Source organism: Amycolatopsis sp. NPDC004747, from assembly GCF_053601335.1.
Window position 1 is genome coordinate 45802 of the sequence record NZ_JBSGBQ010000046.1, and the last position, 22210, is coordinate 68011.

A 22210-nucleotide genomic window follows, 5' to 3' on the forward strand; every position below is an offset into this window, starting at 1 on the left:
TCCGATGCCGGTCGAACGGACCGCGCCGACGAGGTCGCTCGTCCTGCTGATGGCGGTCGCCACCGGCGTGACGGTGGCGAACCTGTATTACGTGCAGCCGCTGCTGCACACGATCCAGGAGGAGTTCCGCGTCGGCTCGTCGACGGCGGGACTGACGGTTTCCCTTCCCCAGCTCGGGTTCGCGGCGGGCCTGGCGGCGATCGTGCCGCTCGGCGACGTCCTCGCCCGCCGCAAGCTGGCGGTCGGGTTGCTCGCCCTGCTCGCCGCGGCGATGGTCATCGCCGCGGCGAGCCCGTCGATGCCCGTGCTGATCGGCGCGTCCGTGCTGATCGGTCTCGGGGTCACGGCCGTCCAGGTGATCGTGCCGTTCGCCGCTTCCATGGCCGACGAGGCAGCACGCGGGCGGGTGGTCGGAACGGTGATGACGGGGATGCTGGTGGGCACCCTCCTCGGCCGGACGGTCGCCGGAGCGCTGGCGGACGCGGCCGGCTGGCGCATCGTGTACTGGGGAGGCGCGGCACTGGTGGCGGCCGCCGCGGTGGTGCTCTCCCGCCGCCTCCCCGCCGACGGCGTGCGCGAGCGCCTGAGCTACCCGGCGCTCCTGGCGTCGATCTTCCAGGTGTTCCGCGCGGAACCGGTGCTGCGCAACAGGATGTTGCTGGGCGGCATCGGCTTCGCGACGTTCAGCTTGTTCTGGGCGACGATGGCGTTCATGCTCGCGGACGCTCCCCACCACTTCGACGCGAGCACGATCGGCCTGTTCGGCTTGGCCGGAGCGGCGGGCGCACTCGCGGCCAACTTCGCGGGCCGGTTTTCGGACCGGGGTTTCGGCCGCCGCCCGGGGACGGTGTTCGCGGCCTGCGTGCTGCTGTCGTTCGGCCCACTGGCCTTGGCTCGGCAGTCGGTGTTCCTCCTGGTGGTCGGGATCATCGTGCTGGACATAGGGGTGCAAGGACTGCAGGTGACCAACCAGGCGACGATCTACCGCCTGGCGGCCGGCCGCAACAGCAGGATCACGGCCAACTACATGATCGCGTACTTCCTCGGCGGGGCCGCAGGCTCCGGTTTGGGCAACGTGGCGTACACACTCGCCGGCTGGACGGGCGTGTGCATCCTGGGCGCTGCTCTTGGATCGACGCTGGTGGTCCTGGCCGCCCGGGCCCGAATGCCCGAGCCGGCGCCCCGGGAGACCCACCCGGTGCGCTGACACGCCCGCCCACGGTCCACCCGGCAACGGCACGGCAGGCTTGTTTGTGCTGTTCAGGGGGTTTCGTCGATGTGGAGCGGTCGCGGATGGCGTGGGCGACGGTGGCGGGGCGGGGCCGGTGTGGCCGGGGCACGGTTGCCGATGTCGTTGCATTCCTCCCTTCGAGGCCGGCCCTCCGGCGGGCGATCCGGAAAACCTTCGTGAATGTCGGGGAAAGCGGTTCTCGGGAGCTGATCATCCACAAAGGATCGGCTGCGGTTCAGGCCGCCTCGTCCGTGCCGAGAGGTTCCGGGGGACCGGCCGCTGGTGTTTCAGCCGATCGGGCGGATTCGTCGGGGCGCGGGCGGGTCTCCCATGTGGACGCGGGTGCCGGGCGGACCGGTTCCGCGAGTGGTCCGGTCTGTTGCGCGGGAAGTGGCCGGGTTCGCAGGTGTTGCAGTTTCATCAGGTGCCGCTGGACGAGCCCCGCGCGCCGGGCTTCGTCCAGGGCGGCGCGGACGACGCTGTTCGTCTGGCGTCGCCGGTGCCGTCCGGCGCATTCGTTGTGGTCCACGGTGTGTCACTGCCTCCTTGGTCATGGATGCCTCGCTCGATCGGGGCGGCGTGTCGATTTGCACGCCACTCGCGAGGAGTGTTGCTGGGGGTGATCGTCCGGTCGCAGGGAAGCACGTGCGAGCGGATTCGCCGTCCGGGTAACAAGGTTGTCTCGACCAGGTTCCGACGGGGGATCGTTGCGCCACTTGGCCGCTTGCACGGTGCGACTTCCGGCGCTGCCCGCCGCCGGGGTGTGGAGGCCGCCACCGTCCACAGTGGGAGCGCCGGGAGAACCGGGGGAGTGGGGCCGGTCACGTGGCCAGGGGGCCGTCGTGCGCACCTGCGCACGACGTCTTCCCTGGTGGCGCCCCCGGCAGGACTCGAACCTGCGACCTAGAGATTAGAAGGCTCTTGCTCTATCCAGCTGAGCTACGAGGGCCCGCGCCGACGGCCTGCTGCCGATCGTGCCGGTCGCCCGGCACCGGCAGCTTAGTCGTCGCCATCCTCTCGATCGTTCGACACCGGCAAATCGTTTCAGGTCTCGTTGGACGTATTTCGGAAGATCGGCGGGGGAAGGTCCAACGTCCGGGTGGGGCCGGCGGGTGGTGACGGTGCGTGCTCCTCTCGGATCGATGTGTGGTGCGGCCCGCAGGCCGCGTGGGGTTCCCTGGCGGGCTCGAACCTGCTATCCAGAGATCAGAAGGCTCTTGCTCTGCCCGCCGGCGCTGCGGTCGCGGCGGGGTGGCGGCGCTTGCGCGCCCCGGCCCCTGCGGCCACCGCTGCCCGGATCCGGCTGGTCATTCCGCCCGAAAACAGCGGGACGACCGCCGAGACGGCGAACCAGAGCCGGCTGGTCGCGGAATGCTCGGGCTGTTTCCAGCTGATGACCGTGCGTGATTGGGTGTGGACCTGCGATTTCGGGTTCGAACCTGCGATCTGGAGATTGGAAGGTTCCCGTTCCAGGGCTGCTCGGCATCGGTTTACCGGGCGCAAACCCGCTCCGGCGGGCCTGCAGCCGCCCCTGAGCTCACCTGTGGCCGGGTCGGCTCCGGGTCCGGCCGGAAATGCCCACCGGACGCCCCACAGGCCTGCCCCGGACAGCCCGGCCTGCAGCCCGCGGGCTGCCTGGAGTGCCCACGTGGAGCCCGCAGGTCGGCGCTGAGCGACCGGCCTGGAGCGCGGCTGGTCCGCCTGGGGCCGGCAAGTCCGCTCGGAGCAGCCCGGCTGGGGCCGCCGGTTTGCCCGGAGCGGCCGGCCTGAGGTCCGCAGGTCCGCCCCACCTGGGAGCCCGCCGGAGCGCCCAGGAGTGGCCCGCCAGGCGCCGAGTGGCCCGCCGAGGTGCCCGAAGCGACCCACAGGCGCCCCGGAGCGGCCCATCGCCAGCCTGCCGACCGCCCGTCAGGGAGCCCGTGGGCGCGCCCGGCCGCTCGGGCGCGCCCACGGGGTGGGGCCGCTTCGGGGTAAGCGGCCCCGGTCGGGCCCGGCCGCCGCCGCGAGCCGGCTCTTCCTTGGAGCTGGCGGCGTTGCGGGGCCCGGGTCTCAGTGCGTCACTCCCAGATCTGGATGCCTCGGACCAGGAAGGGCGCGTTCGGGACGTACGTGCCGCCACCCGGATAGGTGATGAAATCTCCCTCGGTCGAACATTCCTCGTCCTGGTACACCGTGACATCGCGGGTCATCAGATTCGCGAACGACGATCCGTCGAATCCTTCGGGCAGTGGCAGGCATTCCTCGGTATTGGCCGTGCGCAGGTCGAAACGCTGGATTTTGCCGGTGTATCCGTCGGACGGCCACAGGCAGAACTCGCCCTTGCGGCAGCCCGGATCCGTGCTCGCGTGCGCGGCTCCGACGCTGGTCAGCAGGCCGATCATGGCCAGGACGACGACGTGCGGCAGGCGGGAACGAAGACGACGTGAAGACATGGTGGATTTCCCCTCCGGAATCGCGGCTTTCGTGGGCCGCGGTGAACGTGTGATTCCAGGTTGGCGGGCGGGGGCCGGTTTGTCAGCCCGCAATTTCGATTCTGTGGACAACTGCCCCGCGGCGGAAAGGTTGTCCACAGCCGGAAAAGAAGGTCTTGCAGAACGGTGGAGGCGGTGCTAAGCGGGACCCGTGCTGCCGCGCACCACCAGGGAAACCGGCACCTCGACCGGCGACGGTGCCGAACCGTCGTCCAGCAGGCCCAGTGCCAGTTCCCCGGCGATCCGCCCCTTGGCCGCGAGGTCCTGCCGGACCGTCGTCAGCGGCGGCGAGGACCACGACGCCGGCGGGCTGTCGTCGAAACCGGCCACCGAAAGCTCGTCCGGCACACCGATCCCCAGCTCGCGGGCCGCGGCGAGCACCGCCAGCGCGAGCTGGTCGGACATGCACAGCACCGCCGTCGGCCGCGGCGACGCCCCCAGCAGGGCGAACGCCCCCGCCATCGCGCTCTCCGCGCTCAGTCCGGCGGCCTCCTCGACGACGACCGGGCACGACCCCAGCTCGTCCAGGTAGCCGCCCAGCCGCTCGCGGACGTCGTGGAAGGGCGCGGCCGCCGCCTCCGCCACGGTCAACGCGCCCCCGCCCGGCCGGAGGTGGCTGCACGCGGCGAAGATCCCGAACCGCCGGTGCCCCAGGTCCAGCAGGTGCCGGGCGGCCAGCGCCGCGCCGCGCCGGTCCGCGCAGCCGACCCGCGCCGCTCCGGGCAGCAGCGGCTGGTCGATCACCACGAGCGGCAACCCCCGCGCGTCGACCGCCTCCAGCGAAGGAGCGCCGTCGGGCAGCGAGTACACGATCGCGATGTCGGCTTGCGCGGTGAGCACGCGGTCGGCGGGCGGCCCGCCGTGTTCGCCGCCCGGCAGGAGCAGCAGCGCGTGCCCGCGGGGGTCGATCACCCGCGCCAGCGCGTCCAGCGTCAGGTACAGCGCGGGGTCGGCGAACGCCATCGACAGCGACGTGTCCAGCAGGACCGCGATCGCGCCGGTGCGGCTGGTCGCGAGGCTCCGCGCGGTCGGGTCCGGCCCGGGGTAACCCAGCTCGGCCGCCACCCGCAGCACCTGGTCCCGCAGCCGCGCGGACAGCTGGTCGGGCCGGTTGTAGGCGTTCGAAACGGTGGCCCGTGAGACCCCGACGGCGCCGGCGACGTCGTCGAGCGTGGGACGGCGGCGCCGGGTCATCCGCGCAGTCTAGCCGCCGCGGCGGTGGACTTTCTGAAGCGCTTAAGTCACGCTGGAGCCACGAAAGGGGGACCCATGCGGGACCGGATCGCGGTGTTCACCGTGTTCGCCCTCAACGGGCTCGCGCTGGGGTCGTGGGCGTCGCGCACGCCCGCGTTGACCACGCAGGTGCACGCCTCGCCCGGGGTGTTCGGCCTGGCCCTGCTCGGTGCCAGCGTCGGCATGCTCGCCGCCGCTTCGGTGTCCGGACGGCTGATCGAACGGGCCGGCGCCCGCGCGGTCGTCGCCGGGAGCACCGCGTCGGCCGCCGGCTCGCTCGTGCTGATCGGCTTCGCGCCCACTGTCCCGCTGCTGGCCGGGGCGCTGCTGCTGATCGGCGCGAGCGTCGGGATGCTCGACGTCGCGATGAACGTCGCCGGCGTCGCGGTCGAACGACGGCTCGGCAAGCCGGTGATGTCGGTGTTCCACGCCGGGTTCAGCTTCGGTGCGCTCGCCGGTTCGCTGGCCGCGGGGCTCGCCGCCGGTCACGGCTGGTCCCCGGCGCGCCACCTCACCGTCGCCGCCGTCGTCGCGGTCCTGGTGCTGGCCCTGGTGGTCCGCGACGTCCCGGGCATCCGTCCCGCGCACGCCGAAGAACCCGTGGTCACGCCGGCGCGGGCGCCGATCCGGCGGCCGGTGCTGTGGCTGCTGGCCGCGGTCGCGCTGTGCTCGGCCATCGCCGAAGGGGCCTCATCGGACTGGTCGGCGCTGCTGATGACGGTCGAGCGCGGCGTCGGCCAGGGCGCCGCCGCCCTCGCGTTCGCCGGGTTCCAGCTGGTCATGGCCCTGACCAGGCTGGCGGGCCCGTGGGCCCAACGCCGGTTCGGCCCGACCCGCTGCCTCGCCGCGGGTGCCACCCTGGCCGCCGCCGGGCTGGTCGCCGCGGCCGTCGTCCCGGTCGCCGCCGTCGGTTACGCCGGCTTCGCGCTGGCCGGGGCGGGGCTCGCCGCGTCCTTCCCGATGGCCCTGAGCCTCGCCGGGGACGCCGGGAAGCGCGGCGACGGCACCGGCGGCGAGCGCGAGATCGGCTTCGTCACCGCCGTCGCCTACACCGGTTTCCTGGGCGGTCCGCCGATCGTCGGCGGCATCGCGCAGGCGACGGATTACGCCGTGGCGTTCGTCTTCGTCGCGCTCGTCGCGGCCTTGATCCTGCCCGCCGCGGTCGCCGCCCGGCGGTCGCGCCGGCGGGAGGAAGCGGACGCGATGATCGGCCGATAGCCGTTCCGGGCACGAAATCCGTGCCGCGAACCGCGTTTCCGCCACGGGTCGGGCGTTGACAGTCTCCTGGTGCGCGAGGCAAGCTGAACCCCGTCGGTAAACTGAAATGAATACGGCGACGTTTCAATTTCAGGTCGGCTGATCAGGGTAGGGGCCTTGATCCGGGGAGGACGTCGTGAGGATTGTGCTGCTCGGCGGCGCGGGGGCGCTCGCCGGCCAGGGCGGGCGGTTCGGCGGGACGGGGCCGACGCTCGTGCGGGACGCCGTGCCGCGGCTGGTGCTGGTGCCGGTGGCGTTCCGGCTGGCGCTGTTCCTGCAGTTCGTGTGGTCCGGCGGCCCACTGAGCGCGCCGGTGCTCTGGATCGCGATCGCCCTCTACCTGGTGCCGAACCTCCTCGAGGTGGCCTGGGTCTTCCGCCGGGCCACCGGGATCCGGCCGGTTCTGGGCGCCGACACCGCGTACACGCTCATAACGAGCTTCGCCGCGGCCGTGTTCGCGGCGCATTCACCCGAGCTGCTGACCCTGGCGTGGCCGAACATCATCGGCACGGTGATGGTCTGGACCCTGCTGCGCGGCGCGCCCGCCGGGGCGGTCGCGATCGTCGGCGCACTGCTCCTGCGGTACGGCATGGCCGCGGTGTCGGGCACGTCGGCACCCGCGACGTGGATCCTGCTCGCCCTGGTCGCGGCCGCGGCGACGGCGCTGGCCATCGTCCTGCTCGTCGCCGGGTCCATGCGCTTCGCGCTCGGGCTGGGCGAGCAGCGCGGCCGGGCCGCCGAGCGGGAGCGGCACCGCCGAGACGTCCACGACACGGTCCTGCAGGTGATGGAGTCCCTCGCGCTGCCGGCGCCGGGGGACGCGCTCGACCCGCGCGGCAGCCTCGACCAGGTCCGCCGCACCGCCCGCGCGCACGCCCTGCGCCTGCGGCTGAGCCTCGACGGCGACGCGCCGGCCGAACCGGGCGGGCTCGAACACCGCCTCGGCGCGCTGGCGGTCGAGATGACGGCCGACGGGCTCCGCGTCGACCTCGTCGTGCTCGCGAAGCCCACTGACGTCCCCGAAGCCGTCGTCAACGCCCTCCACGACGCCACCCGCGAAGCACTGCGAAACACCTTGAAGCACGCGAGGACCGCGAAGGCCGTGGTGTGCCTCGAAGAGCGCGAAGGCGTCGTCACGGTGTCCGTCCGCGACCACGGCACCGGCTTCGACCTCGGCGCCCGCCGCGCCGGGTTCGGCATCGACAACTCGATCCACGCGCGGATGGCCGAGATCGACGGCGCCGCGCGCATCGACTCGGTGCCCGGCCACGGCACCCGCGTCGTGCTGACCGCGCCGCTAAAGCTGGGTTTCCCCGTCGGGTGAGTCGCGCCACTGGGCGAACGGGCGGTCCAGCGCCCACTTGCCGCCGGATTCGGAAAGGACGCGGTATTCGCAGGTGGCCGGGTTGGAGAGGGACTCGAACAGCTCGATGCTCCAGCCGAACAACCGGCGGCACAGCAGCCGCAGCGTGAGCCCGTGGGAGACGATCAGCACCGTCTCCGGGTGACTTTCGTCGCGCAGGCGCAGGTCGGACAGGAACGCCGCGACGCGGTCGTCGACGTCCGCGCCCGACTCGCCGAACGGCAGCCGGTAGAAGAAGTGCCCGAACTCGTGCCGCCGCGCCTTCTGGACCTCCTGGTCGGCCGGGTCCTGCAGGTTGCCCCAGTCCTGTTCGCGCAGCCGCGGCTCCTGGACCAGCCGCTCGCACGACGCCCGGATGTCCAGCAGCCGCAACGTCTCCCGCGTGCGCAGGTACGGGCTGACGTACACCGCGGGCCGCGTGCCGTCGAGCAGCCGCGCGATCTCCGGCGCCACCGCCCGGGCCTCCTGCCTGCCCTTTTCGGTCAGCGGCAGCGCGTGGTCGGGGATCCGCGTGTAGGCGAGCTCGTCGACGTTGCCCAGCGACTCGGCGTGCCGCAGCAGGATCATCTTCACGGCGCCATCCTGCCCGTCACACGGGCCTGACCGGGCCGGGGCATACCCTCAGGGGCGTGTCCGCCACGAAATCCGACGTGCCCACCCAGCGCCGGGCCAGTGTGCTGCCCCTGCTCGCGGTCGGTGTCCTGCTGGCCGCGGTGGTCGCGATCGGCCTGATCGCGCTCACCGGCGGGGCCGGCTACGTCATCGCCGGCCTGCCCGACCCGGGGCTGGTCACCAAGTACGGCATCACCGTCATGCGCGTGCTGTCCGAATGCGCGTCGGTGATCTGCGTGGGGTCGCTGCTGCTGGCCGCCTTCCTGGTGCCGCCGCAGAAGTCCGGGACGCTCGGCCCCGAGGGCTACGGCGCCCTGCGCGCGGCCGGGATCGCCGCCTGGGTGTGGTTCGCCGCGGCCCTGCTCTCGGTCGCCTTCACGGCCGCCGACACCGCCGGGAAGCCGTTCGGGGACGTCCTGGACCCGCAGACGCTGCTCGACCTCGTCGGCGCCATCGAACAGCCGAAGGCGTGGCTGTGGACGGCGCTGATCGCCATCCTCGTCGCGCTCGGCTGCCGGCTCGCGCTGTCCTGGGGCTGGACGGCGGTGCTGTTCTTCCTGGCCGTCGGCGGGCTGGTCCCGGTCGCCGTCACCGGGCACTCCGCCAGCGGCGGCTCGCACGACGTCGCCACCAACAGCCTGCTGTTCCACCTGGTCGCCGCGGCGCTGTGGGTCGGCGGCCTGGTCGCCCTGCTGGCGCTCGGGTACCGGCGCGGGGGGCACCTGAGCCTGGCCGCGCAGCGGTTCTCGAAGCTCGCGCTGGTCTGCTGGATCGTGATGGCGCTCTCCGGCGCGGTCAACGCGCTGGTCCGGATCGGCCTCAACGACCTGTTCACCACCGACTACGGCCTGCTCGTCGTGGCCAAGACGGTGGCGCTGCTGCTGCTCGGGGTGTTCGGCCACCAGCAGCGCGAAAAGGGCGTCGCGAACCTCAAGAACGGCACGGGCGGTGTCCAGCTGCTGCGCCTGGCCTCGGTCGAGATCCTGATCATGTTCGTCACCATCGGCATCGCGTCGGGGCTGGCCAGGACGCCGCCGCCGGCGGACGCGATCACCCAGCCGTCCACCACCGAGCTGCTGATCGGCTACGACCTCGACGGCGCGCCGACGGTGTGGCGGCTGCTCTTCGACACCCGCTTCGACCTGGTGTACGGCACCGTCGCGCTGGTGCTCGGCGGCCTGTACCTCGCCGGGGTCCAGCGGCTGCTGCGCCGCGGCGACACCTGGCCGGTGGGCCGCACGGTCGCCTGGATCGCCGGCTGCGTGGTGCTGCTGATCGCGACGTCGTCGGGGGTCGGCCGATACGCGCCCGCGATGTTCAGCGTCCACATGGGCAACCACATGCTGCTGTCGATGGTGGCGCCGGTGCTGTTCGTGCTCGGCGGGCCGGTGACCCTCGCGCTGCGCGCCCTGCCGGCCGCGGGCAAGGACGCCCCGCCCGGGCCGCGCGAGTGGCTCGTCGCCTTCGTGCACTCCCCGGTGTCGCGGTTCCTGACCCACCCGGTGGTCGCGCTGCTGCTGTTCGTCGGCTCGTTCTACGCGCTGTACTTCTCCGGCCTGTTCGACACCGCGCTGCAGTACCACTGGGCGCACCTGGCGATGAACGGGCACTTCCTGCTCGCCGGGTACGTCTTCTACTGGCCGGTGATCGGTGTCGACCCGTCGCCGCGGCGGATCCCGTACCTCGGCCGGCTCGGCATGATGTTCGCCGCGATGCCGTTCCACGCCTTCTTCGGCGTGATCCTGATGAGCAAGCAGACGGTCATCGGGCAGGCCTTCTACAGCCAGCTGCACCTGCCGTGGGTCACCGACCTGCTGGCCGACCAGCGGCTCGGCGGCGGCATCGCGTGGGCGGCCGGCGAGGTGCCGGTGCTGCTGGTGCTGATCGCGCTGCTGGTGCAGTGGTCGCGTCAGGACGAGCGCGAGGCGAAGCGGCGTGACCGGCGCGAAGCGGCAACGGGCGACGAAGAGCTGAACGCCTACAACGCGATGCTGAAGAACCTCGCCGAGGGCAAGCGGGCGGACTGAGTCTCGACGTCCGGTTGAGCTTGAGCCGCCGTCCGGCTGCCGGGAAAACGGCCGTTTCGGTACTCTCGCCGTGATCTCGGGCTGACTTTCGGTAGTCCGACGGTGACCGCCGTCGAGGCGCGATCAAGCGCGCTCTACGATCGTGGGTATGGCCGAGTTCATCTACACCATGAAGAAGGTGCGCAAGACCGTCGGGGACAAGGTCATCCTCGACGACGTCAGCACCGCGTTCTACCCCGGCGCCAAGATCGGCGTGGTCGGGCCGAACGGTGCCGGTAAGTCCACCGTTCTCAAGATCATGGCGGGGATCGAGCAGGCCAGCAACGGCGAAGCGTTCCTCCAGCCCGGCGCCTCGGTCGGCATCCTCATGCAGGAGCCGGAGCTCAACGAGGAGAAGACGGTCCGGCAGAACGTCGAAGAGGGCCTCGGCGAGATCAAGACCAAGCTCGACCGCTACAACGAGGTCCTCAAGCTGATGGAGACCGACTACAGCGAAGAGCTGCTCGAGGAGATGGGCAAGCTCCAGGAGGAGCTGGACCACGCCGACGCCTGGGAGCTCGACTCGACCGTCGAGCAGGCCATGGACGCGCTGCGCTGCCCGCCGCCGGACGAAGGCGTCACCCACCTCTCCGGTGGTGAGCGCCGCCGCGTCGCGCTGTGCAAGCTGCTGCTGTCGGCGCCCGACCTGCTGCTGCTCGACGAGCCCACCAACCACCTGGACGCCGAGAGTGTCCTGTGGCTGGAGCAGTTCCTGGCCCGCTACGCCGGCGCCGTCCTCGCCGTCACCCACGACCGGTACTTCCTCGACAACGTGGCCCAGTGGATCATGGAGCTGGACCGCGGCCGCGTCGTCGGCTACGAGGGCAACTACTCGACGTACCTGGAGAAGAAGCGCGAGCGCCTCGAGGTCCAGGGCAAGAAGGACGCGAAGCTCGCCAAGCGGCTGAAGACCGAGCTCGAGTGGGTCCGGTCCAACGCGAAGGCGCGCCAGACGAAGTCGCGTTCGCGTCTCGACCGCTACGAGGAGATGGCGGCGGAGGCGGACAAGCACCGCAAGCTCGACTTCGAAGAGATCCAGATCCCGCCGGGCCCGCGGCTGGGCAACGTCGTGGTCGAGGTCGAAAAGCTGCAGAAGGGCTTCGACGGCCGGGTGCTCATCGACGGCCTGTCGTTCAACCTGCCGCGCAACGGCATCGTCGGCGTGATCGGCCCGAACGGCGTCGGCAAGACCACGCTGTTCAAGACCATCGTCGGGCTCGAGGAGCCGGACGCCGGCGACGTCAAGATCGGCGAGACGGTCAAGCTGTCCTATGTGGACCAGAACCGCGGCGGCATCGACCCGAAGAAGACCGTGTGGCAGGTCGTCTCCGACGAGCTGGACTACATCCACGTCGGGCAGACCGAAATGCCGTCGCGGGCGTACGTCAGCGCGTTCGGCTTCAAGGGCCCGGACCAGCAGAAGCCGGCGGGCGTGCTCTCCGGTGGTGAGCGCAACCGGCTCAACCTGGCGCTGACGCTCAAGCAGGGCGGGAACCTGATCCTGCTCGACGAGCCGACCAACGACCTGGACGTCGAGACGCTGGGTTCGCTGGAGAACGCGCTGGAGCAGTTCCCCGGCTGCGCCGTCGTGATCTCCCACGACCGGTGGTTCCTCGACCGGGTCGCGACGCACATCCTGGCCTGGGAAGGCACGGACGAAGACCCGGCCAAGTGGTTCTGGTTCGAGGGCAACTTCGAGGGGTACGAGAAGAACAAGGTGGAGCGGATGGGCGCCGAGGCTGCCCGCCCGCACCGTGTCACCCATCGCAAGCTGACCCGCGACTGAGGGGGCGGGTTTCCCCGTGGAAGCCAGCAAACAGCACCGGACGGGCCCGCTCTCTGCTCCGTTGAACGCCGCCTCCGCTGGGGGGCGTACGTCGGCGGAGGGCGGGCGCTCCGCGCATGCCGGGGGAACCCTCTCCGCAGTCGGCAGGCTGATCGAACGCGCGGACGCGCTGCACCTGCGTGCGCCCGAACTCGCGCTGGTACTGGGCGAGCGCGCGGCCGCGTTGTCCGAGGCCGCCGGAGCCGACGAACAGTGGATCCGGGCCGAGAGCCTGGTCGTGTCCGCGCGCGTCCGGCTCGGCATGCGGCCGGCCACGGTCGGGCGCGCGGTCGCGGCGTTGCGCGCGGCCGAGCACGCGGGCTACGGCGACATCGCCGCGCGGCTGCGCATCGACCTCGCCGTCTGCGCCCGCAGCCTGGGCGTGCCGCTGACCGGCCTCGCCGCGCTGCGGCCGGTGCTCACCGATCCGGTGGTCTCGCCGGTGCACCGCGCGGCCGCGTTGTGCCACCTGGTGGGCTGCCTCGGCCAGCTCGGGCGCAAGTCGGAGCTGGACCGCGTGCTGGTGGAGGCGGACAAGCTCGTCGTCGGCGACGACTCGCTGGGTGCGGACACCCAGCTGCTGGTGCGGGCGCTGCTGCGCGTCGGCACGGCCGCCCACCGGCGGCGGCACGGAGACCTGACGGCGGCGGCCGACGCGGCCCGCACCGGCCTCGGCTTCCTGGAGAAGCTCCACAACCCGGCCGACGACGGCGGCCTCGTCCGCATCCGGCTGGTGTTGCTGCTGGTCAGCACGCTGCTCGACCGCGGCGACACCGAAATGGCGTACGAGATCGCGGAGCCGATGCTGGCCGAGCCGGTCCGCGCGGCGGGCGTCGCCCCGATGGGCTGGCTGCGGCTGGCCATCGCGACGCGGGTCCACCTGCCGACGGGTTCGGGCGAAGCGGCGATCGAGCTGGTTCGCGAAGCGGTGGCGAGCACGGACCGGCACGGGCTGTCCGCGATCACCGCCCGGTTGTGGCTCGAGCTGGCCCAGCTGCAGGAGCGGTTCGGGCAGGCGGAAGAGGCCATCGCGTGCCTGTACCGCTCGCGGGCGGCGGAGCAGCTGCACGCCAGGGCCCGGCGGCAGGCGTGCAGCGTGCTGGCCGGCGAGTTCGGCAGCGGGGAGCCGGCTTCGGTCGATCTGGACGAGGTGCTGAAGGCGGTTCCGTCCCGGGCCGCCGAAAGCAGCGCGCCGTCGCGGCCGGCCCCGGTCGTCGCGGCCGAGCCGGCGCCGGAGCCCGAGCCGCGGACGCCGGCGTGGTCCTTCGGCCGGGAAGAGGCGCCGTCACGGCCCGAGCCGCGGCCGCCGGCGCCCGCGTGGTCGTTCGAGCGGCCGCGGGTGACGGCGGACGTCGCCGAGACGACGGTGATGCCGGCGGTGCGGGACGAGCCCTTGCCGCAACCCGAGGCGCGGCCGGCGGTGGCTTCGGCTCGGCCGGAGGCGCGCGAGGATCGGCCTGGGGCGGTTGTGTCGCGGTCGGCGCGGGAGCCGGAGTTCCGTTCCGGGCGGTCGGTGGAGGAGCGGCCTGGGCTCGTTGATGCCCGGTCGGTTGAGCCGGGTGCTGGGTCTGGTGGGGCTCGGTCGGTTGAGCCGGGTGCTGGGTCTGGTGGGGCTCGGTCGACTGAGCAAGGAGCCGGGTTCGGTGGCGCTCGGTCGACTGAGCAAGGGGCCGGGTTCGGTGGTGCTCGATCGGTTGAGCCGGGCGCTGGGTCTGATGGGACTCGATCGGTGGAGCCGGGGTCTGGTTTTGCCGGTGCTCGGTCGGCGGAGCAGGGGTCTGGCTTCGGCGACGCTCGGACGGTTGAGCCGGGGCCCGGTTTCGGTGCGTCCCGGTCGACAGAGGAGCGGCCCGGGGCCGTTGAGGCCCGGTCGGCGGGCTCGGGTTCTGGGTTTGTCGATGCCCGGTCGGTAGAGCCGGGTGCCGGGTTCGGTGCGAGGCGATCGGCGGAGGCCGGGTCGGGTGCGGCCGAGGAGCGGCCGGACGCCGCCGCGGCTCGGTCGGCGGGGCGCGAGCTCGAGTTCCGGCCGGATGCCCCTCGGCCTGCGCAGCGGGCAGAGCCCGTCGAGCTGCGGCCGGATGCGGTCGAGGTGCGGCCGGGGCGTGAGCCCGGGTTCCGTGCGGAGCCGGTCGGGACGAGTCCGGAGCCGCGGCCGGCCGAACGTGAGCCGGAATCCCGGCTGGAGCCCGTCGAGCGGGCTGAGCCGGCCGAGGTGCGTCCGGAGCGGCTCGGGCCCGACTTCCGCCGGGAGCCGGCCGAGGCGCGGTCCGCGGGGGAGGCCGTCGAGGCGGCGCCGTCCGTGGAAACCGGCAAGACCAAGTTCTCGTGGGCCGCGCTGGCCGAAGCACGGCTGCGGGAGACCGCGGCCGAACGGGAGTCGGCGCCCACCCGTGTCACGCCGGCGTTGCCGCTCGCGCCCGAGCCCGCCGCCGAGCGTGAGCCGTGGGCGGCGGAGGGACGGCAGCCGGAGCCGCAGCCGTCGACCCGGCACGACGCCGAGCACGGCTCGGTGGCCGCGCGGTCCGTGCTGGACCGCCTGGGCATCTCGGCCTCCGGGGGCGCCGGGGGCCGCCGGCGGGCGGAGGACGCGGACAGCCCGCGCGCCGAAGAGCAGGCCCGTCCGGAGCTCGCCCCGCCGCCGCGGCCGGAGGACGAGCCACCGTCGGTGCCGGACTACCGCGACGAAGCGGAGCCGTGGCTGCCGCGGCTGCGGATGCCTCCGTCGCTGGAGCCGATGGAGGACTTCGGCCACTGGACACCGGCGACGGCCCCGTTCCCGGAGAGCTACGCCCGCGCGATCGCGGAGGACGAGCCCCCGCCGGACGCGGGTCTCGCCGACCTGCTCGCCCGAGCGCTGGCCGAGCACCAGGCGGGCACGGCGAGCGCGGCGGCGCTGGTCAAGCAGCTCGACTCCCAGAACGCGGGCCGCCGCAACGGCCACGGTCGCAACGGCCACGGAGCCGAGGTGTCCGACTCCCGCGGCCACCGTTCGCGCGACTGACCCGCGAGGCTTGCGGCGGTGGCCGGCCCGGTTCGGCCGGCGGCCGGCACCGCACGGCTGACCGGGAGCCCTCGGCCGAGCCGTTCGGGCTCCGCCCCCGGTTTCCACGCTACCGCAGACCACCGACAGTTTTGCCGCCGTCCGCGACCCCGCCCCAGGACGGTTCACCCGACCCGGCGGCCAGTCGCCGAGACACCCCTACCCGTCGCCGAACCGCCCCGGTGCGACCCCAGTGGGATCCGTCGCACCCCGGCGTCGCCGACTGGCCGACAGCGTTCGCCGAACGGTGCGGCGGCCGATCAACTGAACCGATCACGTTGGTCCCACGCCGGGTAACGTCCGGCGAGTACGGCTGGTCAGCGCCGCGCCGACGCGGCCAAGACAACCCGTCAGTAGCTTGACCGATCCCGCGAATCCCATGTCCTGGAAGGGTTTCCCGGCCACGGGTCTCCATGTGATCCGCGATCGCGGCGCATTAGTGTGGGGTGGCCGGCTCAACGCCGAACCGGCACGGTGCCACCTCACGCAAACTGGAGAGTTGCCTCAAATGAGCTCGACCGGAGTCTCGTCCCTACCCGGAACCGGAGCCGACGCCGAACCCGAATTCGGCACGCCGCGCTCCTCGGCCAGCCCGGAGCAGATCAGGGACGACCTGATCGACGCCGCCGCCGGGCTGGCGCCGGAGATCGGTGAGCTCATCCGGCTCTACTACCGGCACATCCCGGCCGAAGAGATCGTCGGCGACGAGCCCGTCAACCTGGTCGGCGCCGTCCGGTCGCACCTGCAGCTGGCCAAGCACCGGATGCCCGGCCGCCCGGCCGTGCGGCTGCTGAACCCGACCGTCGCCGAAGACGGGTGGGCGCGGGAAGCCACCGTCGTGCAGGTCGTCACCGACGACATGCCGTACCTGGTCGACTCGATCGCCGCGGAGTTCGCCCGCGACGGCGTGCAGGTGCAGCGGATCGTCCACCCGATCGTGGTGGTCAGCCGTGACCTCACCGGCGAGCTCCTCGAGGTCCACCCCGAAGCCGACCCGGCCGAGCCGCCCGCGAACTCGGCCGCCGAGTCGTGGATGTACATCGAGATCGACTTCGTCACCGACCGCAACCGCGCCCGCGAGCTCGACAACCGGCTCTCCAGCGTCCTCGGTGACGTCCGTGAGGTCGTCGAGGACGCCGACAAGATGGCCCAGACCGCCTGCCAGCTGGCGAGCGAGTTGGAGAACGACCCGCCGAAACTGCCGAAGGACGAGATCGCCGAGGGCGCCCGCCTGCTGCGCTGGCTGGCCGACGGCCACTTCACCTTCCTCGGCTACCGCCGCTACGAGCTGGTCGACCACCCGGAAGCCGAAGAACACACCGCCCCGGCCCTGCGCGCGGTCCTGGCCTCCGGCCTCGGCGTGCTGCGCCAGGACAGCCTCGCCGCCCGCGGCCTCACCGCCGGCCCGGACACCGCCGCCACCGCCCTCGCGCCCACGCTGCTGGTGCTGACCCAGGCGAGCGCCCCCTCGACCGTGCACCGGCCGGTCTACCCGTACTACGTCGGCGTGAAGACCTTCGACGCCGAGGGCAACGTCACCGGCGAACACCGCTTCCTCGGCATGTTCACCACCACCGCGCTGCACGAGAACGTCCTCGACATCCCGGTCGTCTGCAAGCGGGTCCGCGAGGTCATCCACCGCGCCGGCTTCCCGATCGAGTCGTTCTCCGGCCAGCGGATGCTCGAAATCCTGCAGAACTGGCCGCGCGCCGACCTGTTCTCCGCCGACAGCGACTCGCTGTACTCGACGACGACCGGCGCGATCACGCTCTCCGACCGCCGCCGGCTGCGGCTGTTCCTGCGCCGCGACCCGTACGGCCGCTTCTACTCCTGCCTCGTCTACCTCCCGCGCGACCGCTACACCACGCGCTCGCGGCTGGCGATGCAGGAAGTCCTGCTCGAGGAGCTCGAAGGCACCCAGCTCGAGTACAGCGCGCGGATCGGCGAGACCGTCCTGGCGCAGGTGCACTTCGTCGTCCACACCGACCCGGCGCGCCGGCTCGAGCCGGACACGCTGAACATCCAGGACCGGCTCAACGACGCCGTCCGCACCTGGGACGACCGGATGGTCGAAGCCGTCCTCGACGAACGCCGGGAGCGCGCCGACGGCGGCGTCGCGGTCGGGATCGTCGGCGAGGAGTCGGCCACCGAGCAGGGCCAGCGCTTCGCGATGGTCTTCCCTGAGGGCTACAAGGAGGACTTCACCGCCGAAGAGGCGCTCGCCGACCTCCGCGCCCTCGACTCGCTGACCGACGAAGGCGACCTCGCGCTGTCGTTCTACCAGCCCGCCGACGCCGGGCCGGGCGAGCGGCGCTTCAAGCTCTACCTGCGCGGCGAGGGTGTCACCCTCTCGAAGGTGCTCCCGGTGCTGCAGGCCATGGGCGTCGAGGTGGTCGACGAGCGGCCGTACGAGCTGCACCGCGAGGACGGCGGCGCGTGCTGGATCTACGACTTCGGCCTGCACGTCGACCAGAAGATGCTCAACGAGGCCGACGAGCACGCCGTCGCCGAGCTGCGCGCCCGCTTCCAGAACGCCTTCGAGGCCGCTTGGCGGGGCGATGCCGAGGTCGACGGCCTCAACGGCCTGGTCCTGCGCGCCGGGCTCACCTGGCGCCAGGTCGCCGTCCTGCGCGCGTACTCGCGCTACCTGCGCCAGGCCGGCAGCGCGTTCTCCCAGGACTACATCCAGAACACGCTGCTGAACCACACGCAGGTCGCGACCAAGCTCCTGCGCCTGTTCGAGGCGAGGTTCGACCCGCAGCTGTCCGAAGCCGACCGCGAGTCCGCGACCGAAGCGCTGGCCGGCGAGCTGAACGCGATGATCGACGAGGTCACCAGCCTCGACGAGGACCGCATCCTGCGCCGCCTGATGGCCGTCATCCGGGCGACGCTGCGGACGAACTACCACGTCACGGCCCCCGACGGGACGCCTCGCGAATACCTGTCGATCAAGCTCGACCCGGCCGGCGTGCCCGACCTGCCCGAGCCGCGGCCGAAGTTCGAGATCTTCGTGTACTCGCCGCGCGTCGAGGGCGTGCACCTGCGCTTCGGCGAGGTCGCGCGTGGCGGCCTGCGCTGGTCGGACCGGCGCGAGGACTTCCGCACCGAGATCCTCGGCCTGGTCAAGGCGCAGGCGGTGAAGAACGCGGTGATCGTGCCGGTCGGCGCGAAGGGCGGCTTCGTCGTCAAGCGCCCGCCGGCCCCCAGCGGCGACGCCAGCATCGACCGCGACGCCCAGCTCAACGAGGGCATCGCCTGCTACCGCATGTTCATCTCCGGCCTGCTCGACCTGACCGACAACCGCATCGAGGGCAAGACCGTCCCCGCCCCCGGGGTCGTCCGGCACGACGCCGACGACTCCTACCTGGTCGTCGCGGCCGACAAGGGCACCGCCAAGTTCTCCGACATCGCGAACGAGGTCTCGGGGCAGTACGGCTTCTGGCTGGGTGACGCGTTCGCCTCCGGCGGCTCGGTCGGCTACGACCACAAGGCCATGGGCATCACGGCGAAGGGCGCGTGGGAGAGCGTCAAGCGGCACTTCCGCGAGCTGGGCAAGGACACCCAGACCGAGGACTTCACCGTCGTCGGCATCGGCGACATGATGGGCGACGTCTTCGGCAACGGCATGCTGCTGTCCGAACACATCCGCCTGGTCGCCGCCTTCAACCACATGCACGTCTTCCTCGACCCCAACCCGGATGCGGCGACGTCCTTCGCCGAGCGGCGCCGGCTGTTCGACCTGCCGCGCAGCTCCTGGGACGACTACGACCGCTCGCTGATCAGCGAAGGCGGCGGCATCTACCCGCGCACGGCGAAGTCCATCCCGATCAGCCCGCAGGTCCGCGAAGCGCTCGGGCTCGGACAAGGCGTCACCGCGCTGGCGCCGATGGACCTCATCCAGGCGATCCTGCTGGCGCCGGTCGAGCTGCTCTGGAACGGCGGCATCGGCACGTACGTCAAGGCGGAGACCGAAAGCCACGCCGCGGCCGGCGACAAGGCCAACGACGCCATCCGCGTCGACGGCAAGCAGCTGCGCGTCAAGGTCTTCGGCGAAGGCGGCAACCTCGGCCTCACCCAGCTCGGCCGGATCGAGTTCGCGCGCAGCGGCGGCAAGATCAACACCGACGCGCTCGACAACTCGGCCGGCGTCGACTGCTCCGACCACGAGGTCAACATCAAGATCCTGCTCGACCACCTCGTGCAGACCGGCAAGCTGGAGCGCGAGCAGCGCAACGAGCTGCTGGAGGAGATGACCGACGAGGTCGGCGCGCTGGTGCTGAAGGACAACTACCGGCAGAACGCCGTCCTCGGGGTCAGCCGGGCGCACGCCGCACCGATGCTCTCGGTGCACGCCCGCCAGGTGCAGGCGCTGGTGTCGGCGGGTGCGTTCGACCGCAAGCTCGAGGCGCTGCCGAGCAATTCGGAGTTCCGCGAGCTGGAGAAGGCGGGCAAGGGCCTCACCTCGCCGGAGCTCGCCACCCTGCTCGCGCACGTCAAGCTGGAGCTGAAGAACGAGCTGCTGGCCAGCGACCTGCCCGACTCGAAGGTGTTCGCGGCGCGGCTGCCCGAGTACTTCCCGAAGCCGCTGCGCGAGCGGTTCCCGGACGCGATCGGGGAGCACCCGCTGAAGCGCCAGATCATCACCACGCTGGTCGCCAACGAGGTGGTCGACGGCGGCGGCATCTCGTTCGTCTACCGGCTGATGGAGGAGATGAACGCGACGGCGACCGACGCCGTGCGGGCGTACGCGGTCGTGACGCAGGTGTTCGACCTTCCCACGCTGTGGCAGGAAATCGACGCGCTCGACAACGTCGTGTCCACCGACGTCGCCAACAACATGGTGCTGGAGACGCGGCGGCTGCTCGACCGGGCCGCGCGCTGGTTCCTCACCAACCGGCCGCAGCCGCTGGCGCCGCTGTCGGAGATCAAGCGCTTCCGGCGGGTGCTCGACAAGCTCGTCCCGAAGATCGGCGAGCTGCTGCGCGGCCGTGAAGCGGATTCGGTGCAGAAGCACGTCGACGAGCTGATCGCCGCGAACGTGCCCGAGGGGCTGGCCCGCCGGGTGTCGCTGCTGCTGCACACCTACGGCCTGCTCGACGTCACCGAGGTGGCCGAGCTCGCCGAGCAGCAGATCGGCGTGGACGCCGTGCACAGCCCGGCCGAGACGGCGGAGCTGTACTACGCGCTCTCGGCGCACCTGGACATCGACTCGATGCTCACCGAGATCAGCAAGCTCGAACGCGGCAACCGCTGGCACGCCCTCGCCCGGCTGTCGTTGCGCGACGACGTGTACGGCTCGCTGCGCGCGATCACGCTCGATGCGCTGCGGCACAGCGATCCCGGCTCGTCCGGCGGCGCCAAGATCGCGCAGTGGGAGAAGACCAACGCGTCCCGGCTCCAGCGGGCGCGCGTCGCGCTCGACGAGATCACCAAGTCCGGCCGGCTCGACCTGGCGACGCTGTCGGTGGCGGCCCGCCAGATCCGGAGCACGGTGCGGTGACCTACGTATCACACGTCCGCCCGCGCTGGACGGACATGGACGTCTACGGCCACATCAACCACGCGAAGCTGGTGACGCTGCTCGAAGAGGCGCGCATCCCGCTGCTGTTCGAAGCGGCCGTCGAGGCCGGGCTGGAGCAGCTGCCGAAGGGCATCGTCGTCGTCCGGCTGGAGGTGGCCTACAAGGCGCCGATCGTGGTGTCCGGGCAGCAGCTGCGAATCGAAATCGACCTGACCGAGCTGCGCGCGGCGAGCTTCACGCTGGCCTACCGCGTGCGCGGCGGGCCCTCTTCGGACGACCCGGTGGCGGTGACGGCGGAGACGGTCCTGGCGCCGTACGACACGGTCGAGCTGCGGCCGCGTAGGCTCACCCCGGCCGAGTCGGAGTTTCTGAAGCAGGGGTTCGCGGATGCCTGAGTTGTTCGTGCCGGACGCGGCCGACCGGGAGACCCTCGGCGCGTTCGTCGCCCGCGCGGTCCGGCTGGACGGCCAGACGGCTGTCCGCCTGCGGCAGCGCGGCGACGGCGTGGTCGAGGCCTGGACGGCGACACCGTTCGAGTGCCTGGCCACCCGCGCGGTGGCCGGGGACGTGACGCCCGGCGACGTCACGGTGTCCGGCAACGAGCTCCTGGCGGCGCTGACCGTGGCGGGCGGGCCCCGGATGGACCCGGGCCCGGCCCGCGACCTGCTGTGGCACGGCGAGCTGCCGTCACCGGGCCGCTGGCCACTGGTCGACGAGCTCCCGGCGCAGGTGGTGTCCGACCTGGCGGACCGCGGCGTGACCCTGGCCAGGGACAACGTCGGCCCGCACGGCACGCCGCCGGCGTCCCTGATGGACCAGGCGGTGCTGACCGTGTCCGGCGGATCGGTCGAGGTCAAGGTCCAGATGCGCTGCTTGTTCGCGATGTCCGGAATGGGTTTCGTGGACTCGGACGTCCCCGGTGATGTGGTCCGCGTGACGGCGACGGACTCGTGGCTGCGCCTGGACGCCCGGTACGGCGCGATCGTGCGGCGCCGGCACGCGCTGCTGCCGCTGCTGTTCTGACGAAGTCCTTACGGCGACCGGCGCTTTCCGGTGGGTGGTGGCACCCTGGTTGGTGTGACCCCGGACGACGACCCGACGGCGGACTTCCTCGACGAGGTCCGCGTTTCGGAGCCGCACTGGCGGCAGGACCGTCCGGTGGGCGAGCGGGCACCATCGCCCGCGGAAAGACCTGAGAGGTGGGGCCGCACGCGAGCGGCGGGCCGGGCGGCCGCCCAGGCGGCGCCCTACCTCCAGGCCGCGGCCCTGGTGGCGTGGCTGGCCAGCGGGGCGTTTGACGACGGCTCGGGCAACCAGTCCAGCTGAACTCCCGCGCCCTTTCAGCTGCCGCACCCTCGAACGTCAGCTGCCGCCCGGGCCAGAACGCGTCAGCTGCCTCACCGGCGCGAACGGCAGCTGCCGCCCGGGCCAGAACGCGTCAGCTGCCTCACCGGCGCGAACGGCAGCTGCCGCCCCGGCCCGAACGGGACGCTGATGGCCAGACCCGCACCCCACCCAGACCTCCCCACCGCCCCGATCCGAAGCCCCCACACGGCCGGTGGTGCCGGGTCAAGGCACGCTTTCCCGCCTT

13 protein-coding genes and 1 tRNA gene are annotated in these 22210 nt (G+C 72.1%); 10 read left to right on the top strand and 4 right to left on the bottom strand.

Going from position 1 to position 22210, the window contains the following annotated elements; all coding sequences use genetic code 11:
- Nucleotides 1-4: 4 nt before the first annotated feature.
- Nucleotides 5-1207: an MFS transporter gene (locus ACWEGE_RS42895; protein WP_449666252.1), complete on the top strand. Its 1203-nt coding sequence runs from the start codon at nucleotides 5-7 to the stop codon at nucleotides 1205-1207.
- Between the two features lie 896 nt (nucleotides 1208-2103).
- Here ACWEGE_RS42895 and ACWEGE_RS42900 read toward each other — a convergent pair.
- From ACWEGE_RS42900 to ACWEGE_RS42910, 3 genes are all read right to left on the bottom strand, one after another.
- Nucleotides 2104-2180: transfer RNA gene (locus ACWEGE_RS42900), tRNA-Arg, on the bottom strand.
- Between the two features lie 1108 nt (nucleotides 2181-3288).
- Complete coding sequence (locus ACWEGE_RS42905; RefSeq protein ID WP_449666264.1) at nucleotides 3289-3663, bottom strand: peptidase inhibitor family I36 protein; 375 nt, start codon at nucleotides 3661-3663, stop codon at nucleotides 3289-3291.
- A 177-nt stretch (nucleotides 3664-3840) separates the two neighbouring features.
- Nucleotides 3841-4896 (bottom strand): LacI family DNA-binding transcriptional regulator, encoded by a 1056-nt coding sequence (locus ACWEGE_RS42910; RefSeq protein ID WP_449666253.1) that lies wholly within the window; start codon nucleotides 4894-4896, stop codon nucleotides 3841-3843.
- Between the two features lie 75 nt (nucleotides 4897-4971).
- Here ACWEGE_RS42910 and ACWEGE_RS42915 point away from each other — a divergent pair, with 75 nt between their 5' ends.
- A complete protein-coding gene (locus tag ACWEGE_RS42915) occupies nucleotides 4972-6153 on the top strand; it encodes an MFS transporter (RefSeq protein ID WP_449666254.1) in 1182 nt (393 codons plus the stop codon).
- 184 nt (nucleotides 6154-6337) lie between these two features.
- Nucleotides 6338-7516, top strand: a complete 1179-nt coding sequence (locus tag ACWEGE_RS42920; protein WP_449666265.1) for a sensor histidine kinase — start codon at nucleotides 6338-6340, stop codon at nucleotides 7514-7516.
- Here the strand turns inward: ACWEGE_RS42920 and ACWEGE_RS42925 are convergent.
- Complete coding sequence (locus ACWEGE_RS42925; protein ID WP_449666255.1) at nucleotides 7490-8128, bottom strand: phosphoglycerate mutase family protein; 639 nt, start codon at nucleotides 8126-8128, stop codon at nucleotides 7490-7492. The genes ACWEGE_RS42920 and ACWEGE_RS42925 overlap by 27 nt on opposite strands.
- Nucleotides 8129-8184: 56 nt before the next feature.
- Between ACWEGE_RS42925 and ACWEGE_RS42930 the strand changes: the two genes are divergently transcribed.
- The 7 genes from ACWEGE_RS42930 (at nucleotide 8185) to ACWEGE_RS42960 (ending at nucleotide 21945) form a co-directional block, all read left to right on the top strand.
- Nucleotides 8185-10194, top strand: coding sequence for a cytochrome c oxidase assembly protein (locus ACWEGE_RS42930; protein ID WP_449666256.1), 2010 nt, complete (start codon nucleotides 8185-8187; stop codon nucleotides 10192-10194).
- 148 nt (nucleotides 10195-10342) lie between these two features.
- Nucleotides 10343-12019 (top strand): energy-dependent translational throttle protein EttA, encoded by a 1677-nt coding sequence (gene ettA / locus ACWEGE_RS42935; RefSeq protein ID WP_449666257.1) that lies wholly within the window; start codon nucleotides 10343-10345, stop codon nucleotides 12017-12019.
- A 16-nt stretch (nucleotides 12020-12035) separates the two neighbouring features.
- Nucleotides 12036-15059, top strand: a complete 3024-nt coding sequence (locus tag ACWEGE_RS42940) for a hypothetical protein (RefSeq protein WP_449666258.1) — start codon at nucleotides 12036-12038, stop codon at nucleotides 15057-15059.
- 547 nt (nucleotides 15060-15606) lie between these two features.
- Nucleotides 15607-20598, top strand: a complete 4992-nt coding sequence (locus tag ACWEGE_RS42945) for an NAD-glutamate dehydrogenase (protein ID WP_449666259.1) — start codon at nucleotides 15607-15609, stop codon at nucleotides 20596-20598.
- The gene (locus ACWEGE_RS42950) at nucleotides 20595-21014 is read left to right on the top strand and encodes an acyl-CoA thioesterase (protein ID WP_449666260.1); all 420 of its coding nucleotides are present in this window, start codon (nucleotides 20595-20597) and stop codon (nucleotides 21012-21014) included. The genes ACWEGE_RS42945 and ACWEGE_RS42950 overlap by 4 nt, the downstream gene beginning before the upstream one ends.
- Nucleotides 21007-21642 carry a hypothetical protein gene (locus tag ACWEGE_RS42955; protein ID WP_449666261.1) on the top strand — a complete coding sequence of 212 codons (636 nt, stop codon included), beginning with the start codon at nucleotides 21007-21009 and terminating at the stop codon, nucleotides 21640-21642. Before ACWEGE_RS42950 ends, ACWEGE_RS42955 begins: the two co-directional genes overlap by 8 nt.
- Nucleotides 21643-21696: 54 nt before the next feature.
- Nucleotides 21697-21945 (top strand): hypothetical protein, encoded by a 249-nt coding sequence (locus ACWEGE_RS42960; RefSeq protein ID WP_449666262.1) that lies wholly within the window; start codon nucleotides 21697-21699, stop codon nucleotides 21943-21945.
- The last annotated feature ends 265 nt before the right edge of the window (nucleotides 21946-22210 follow it).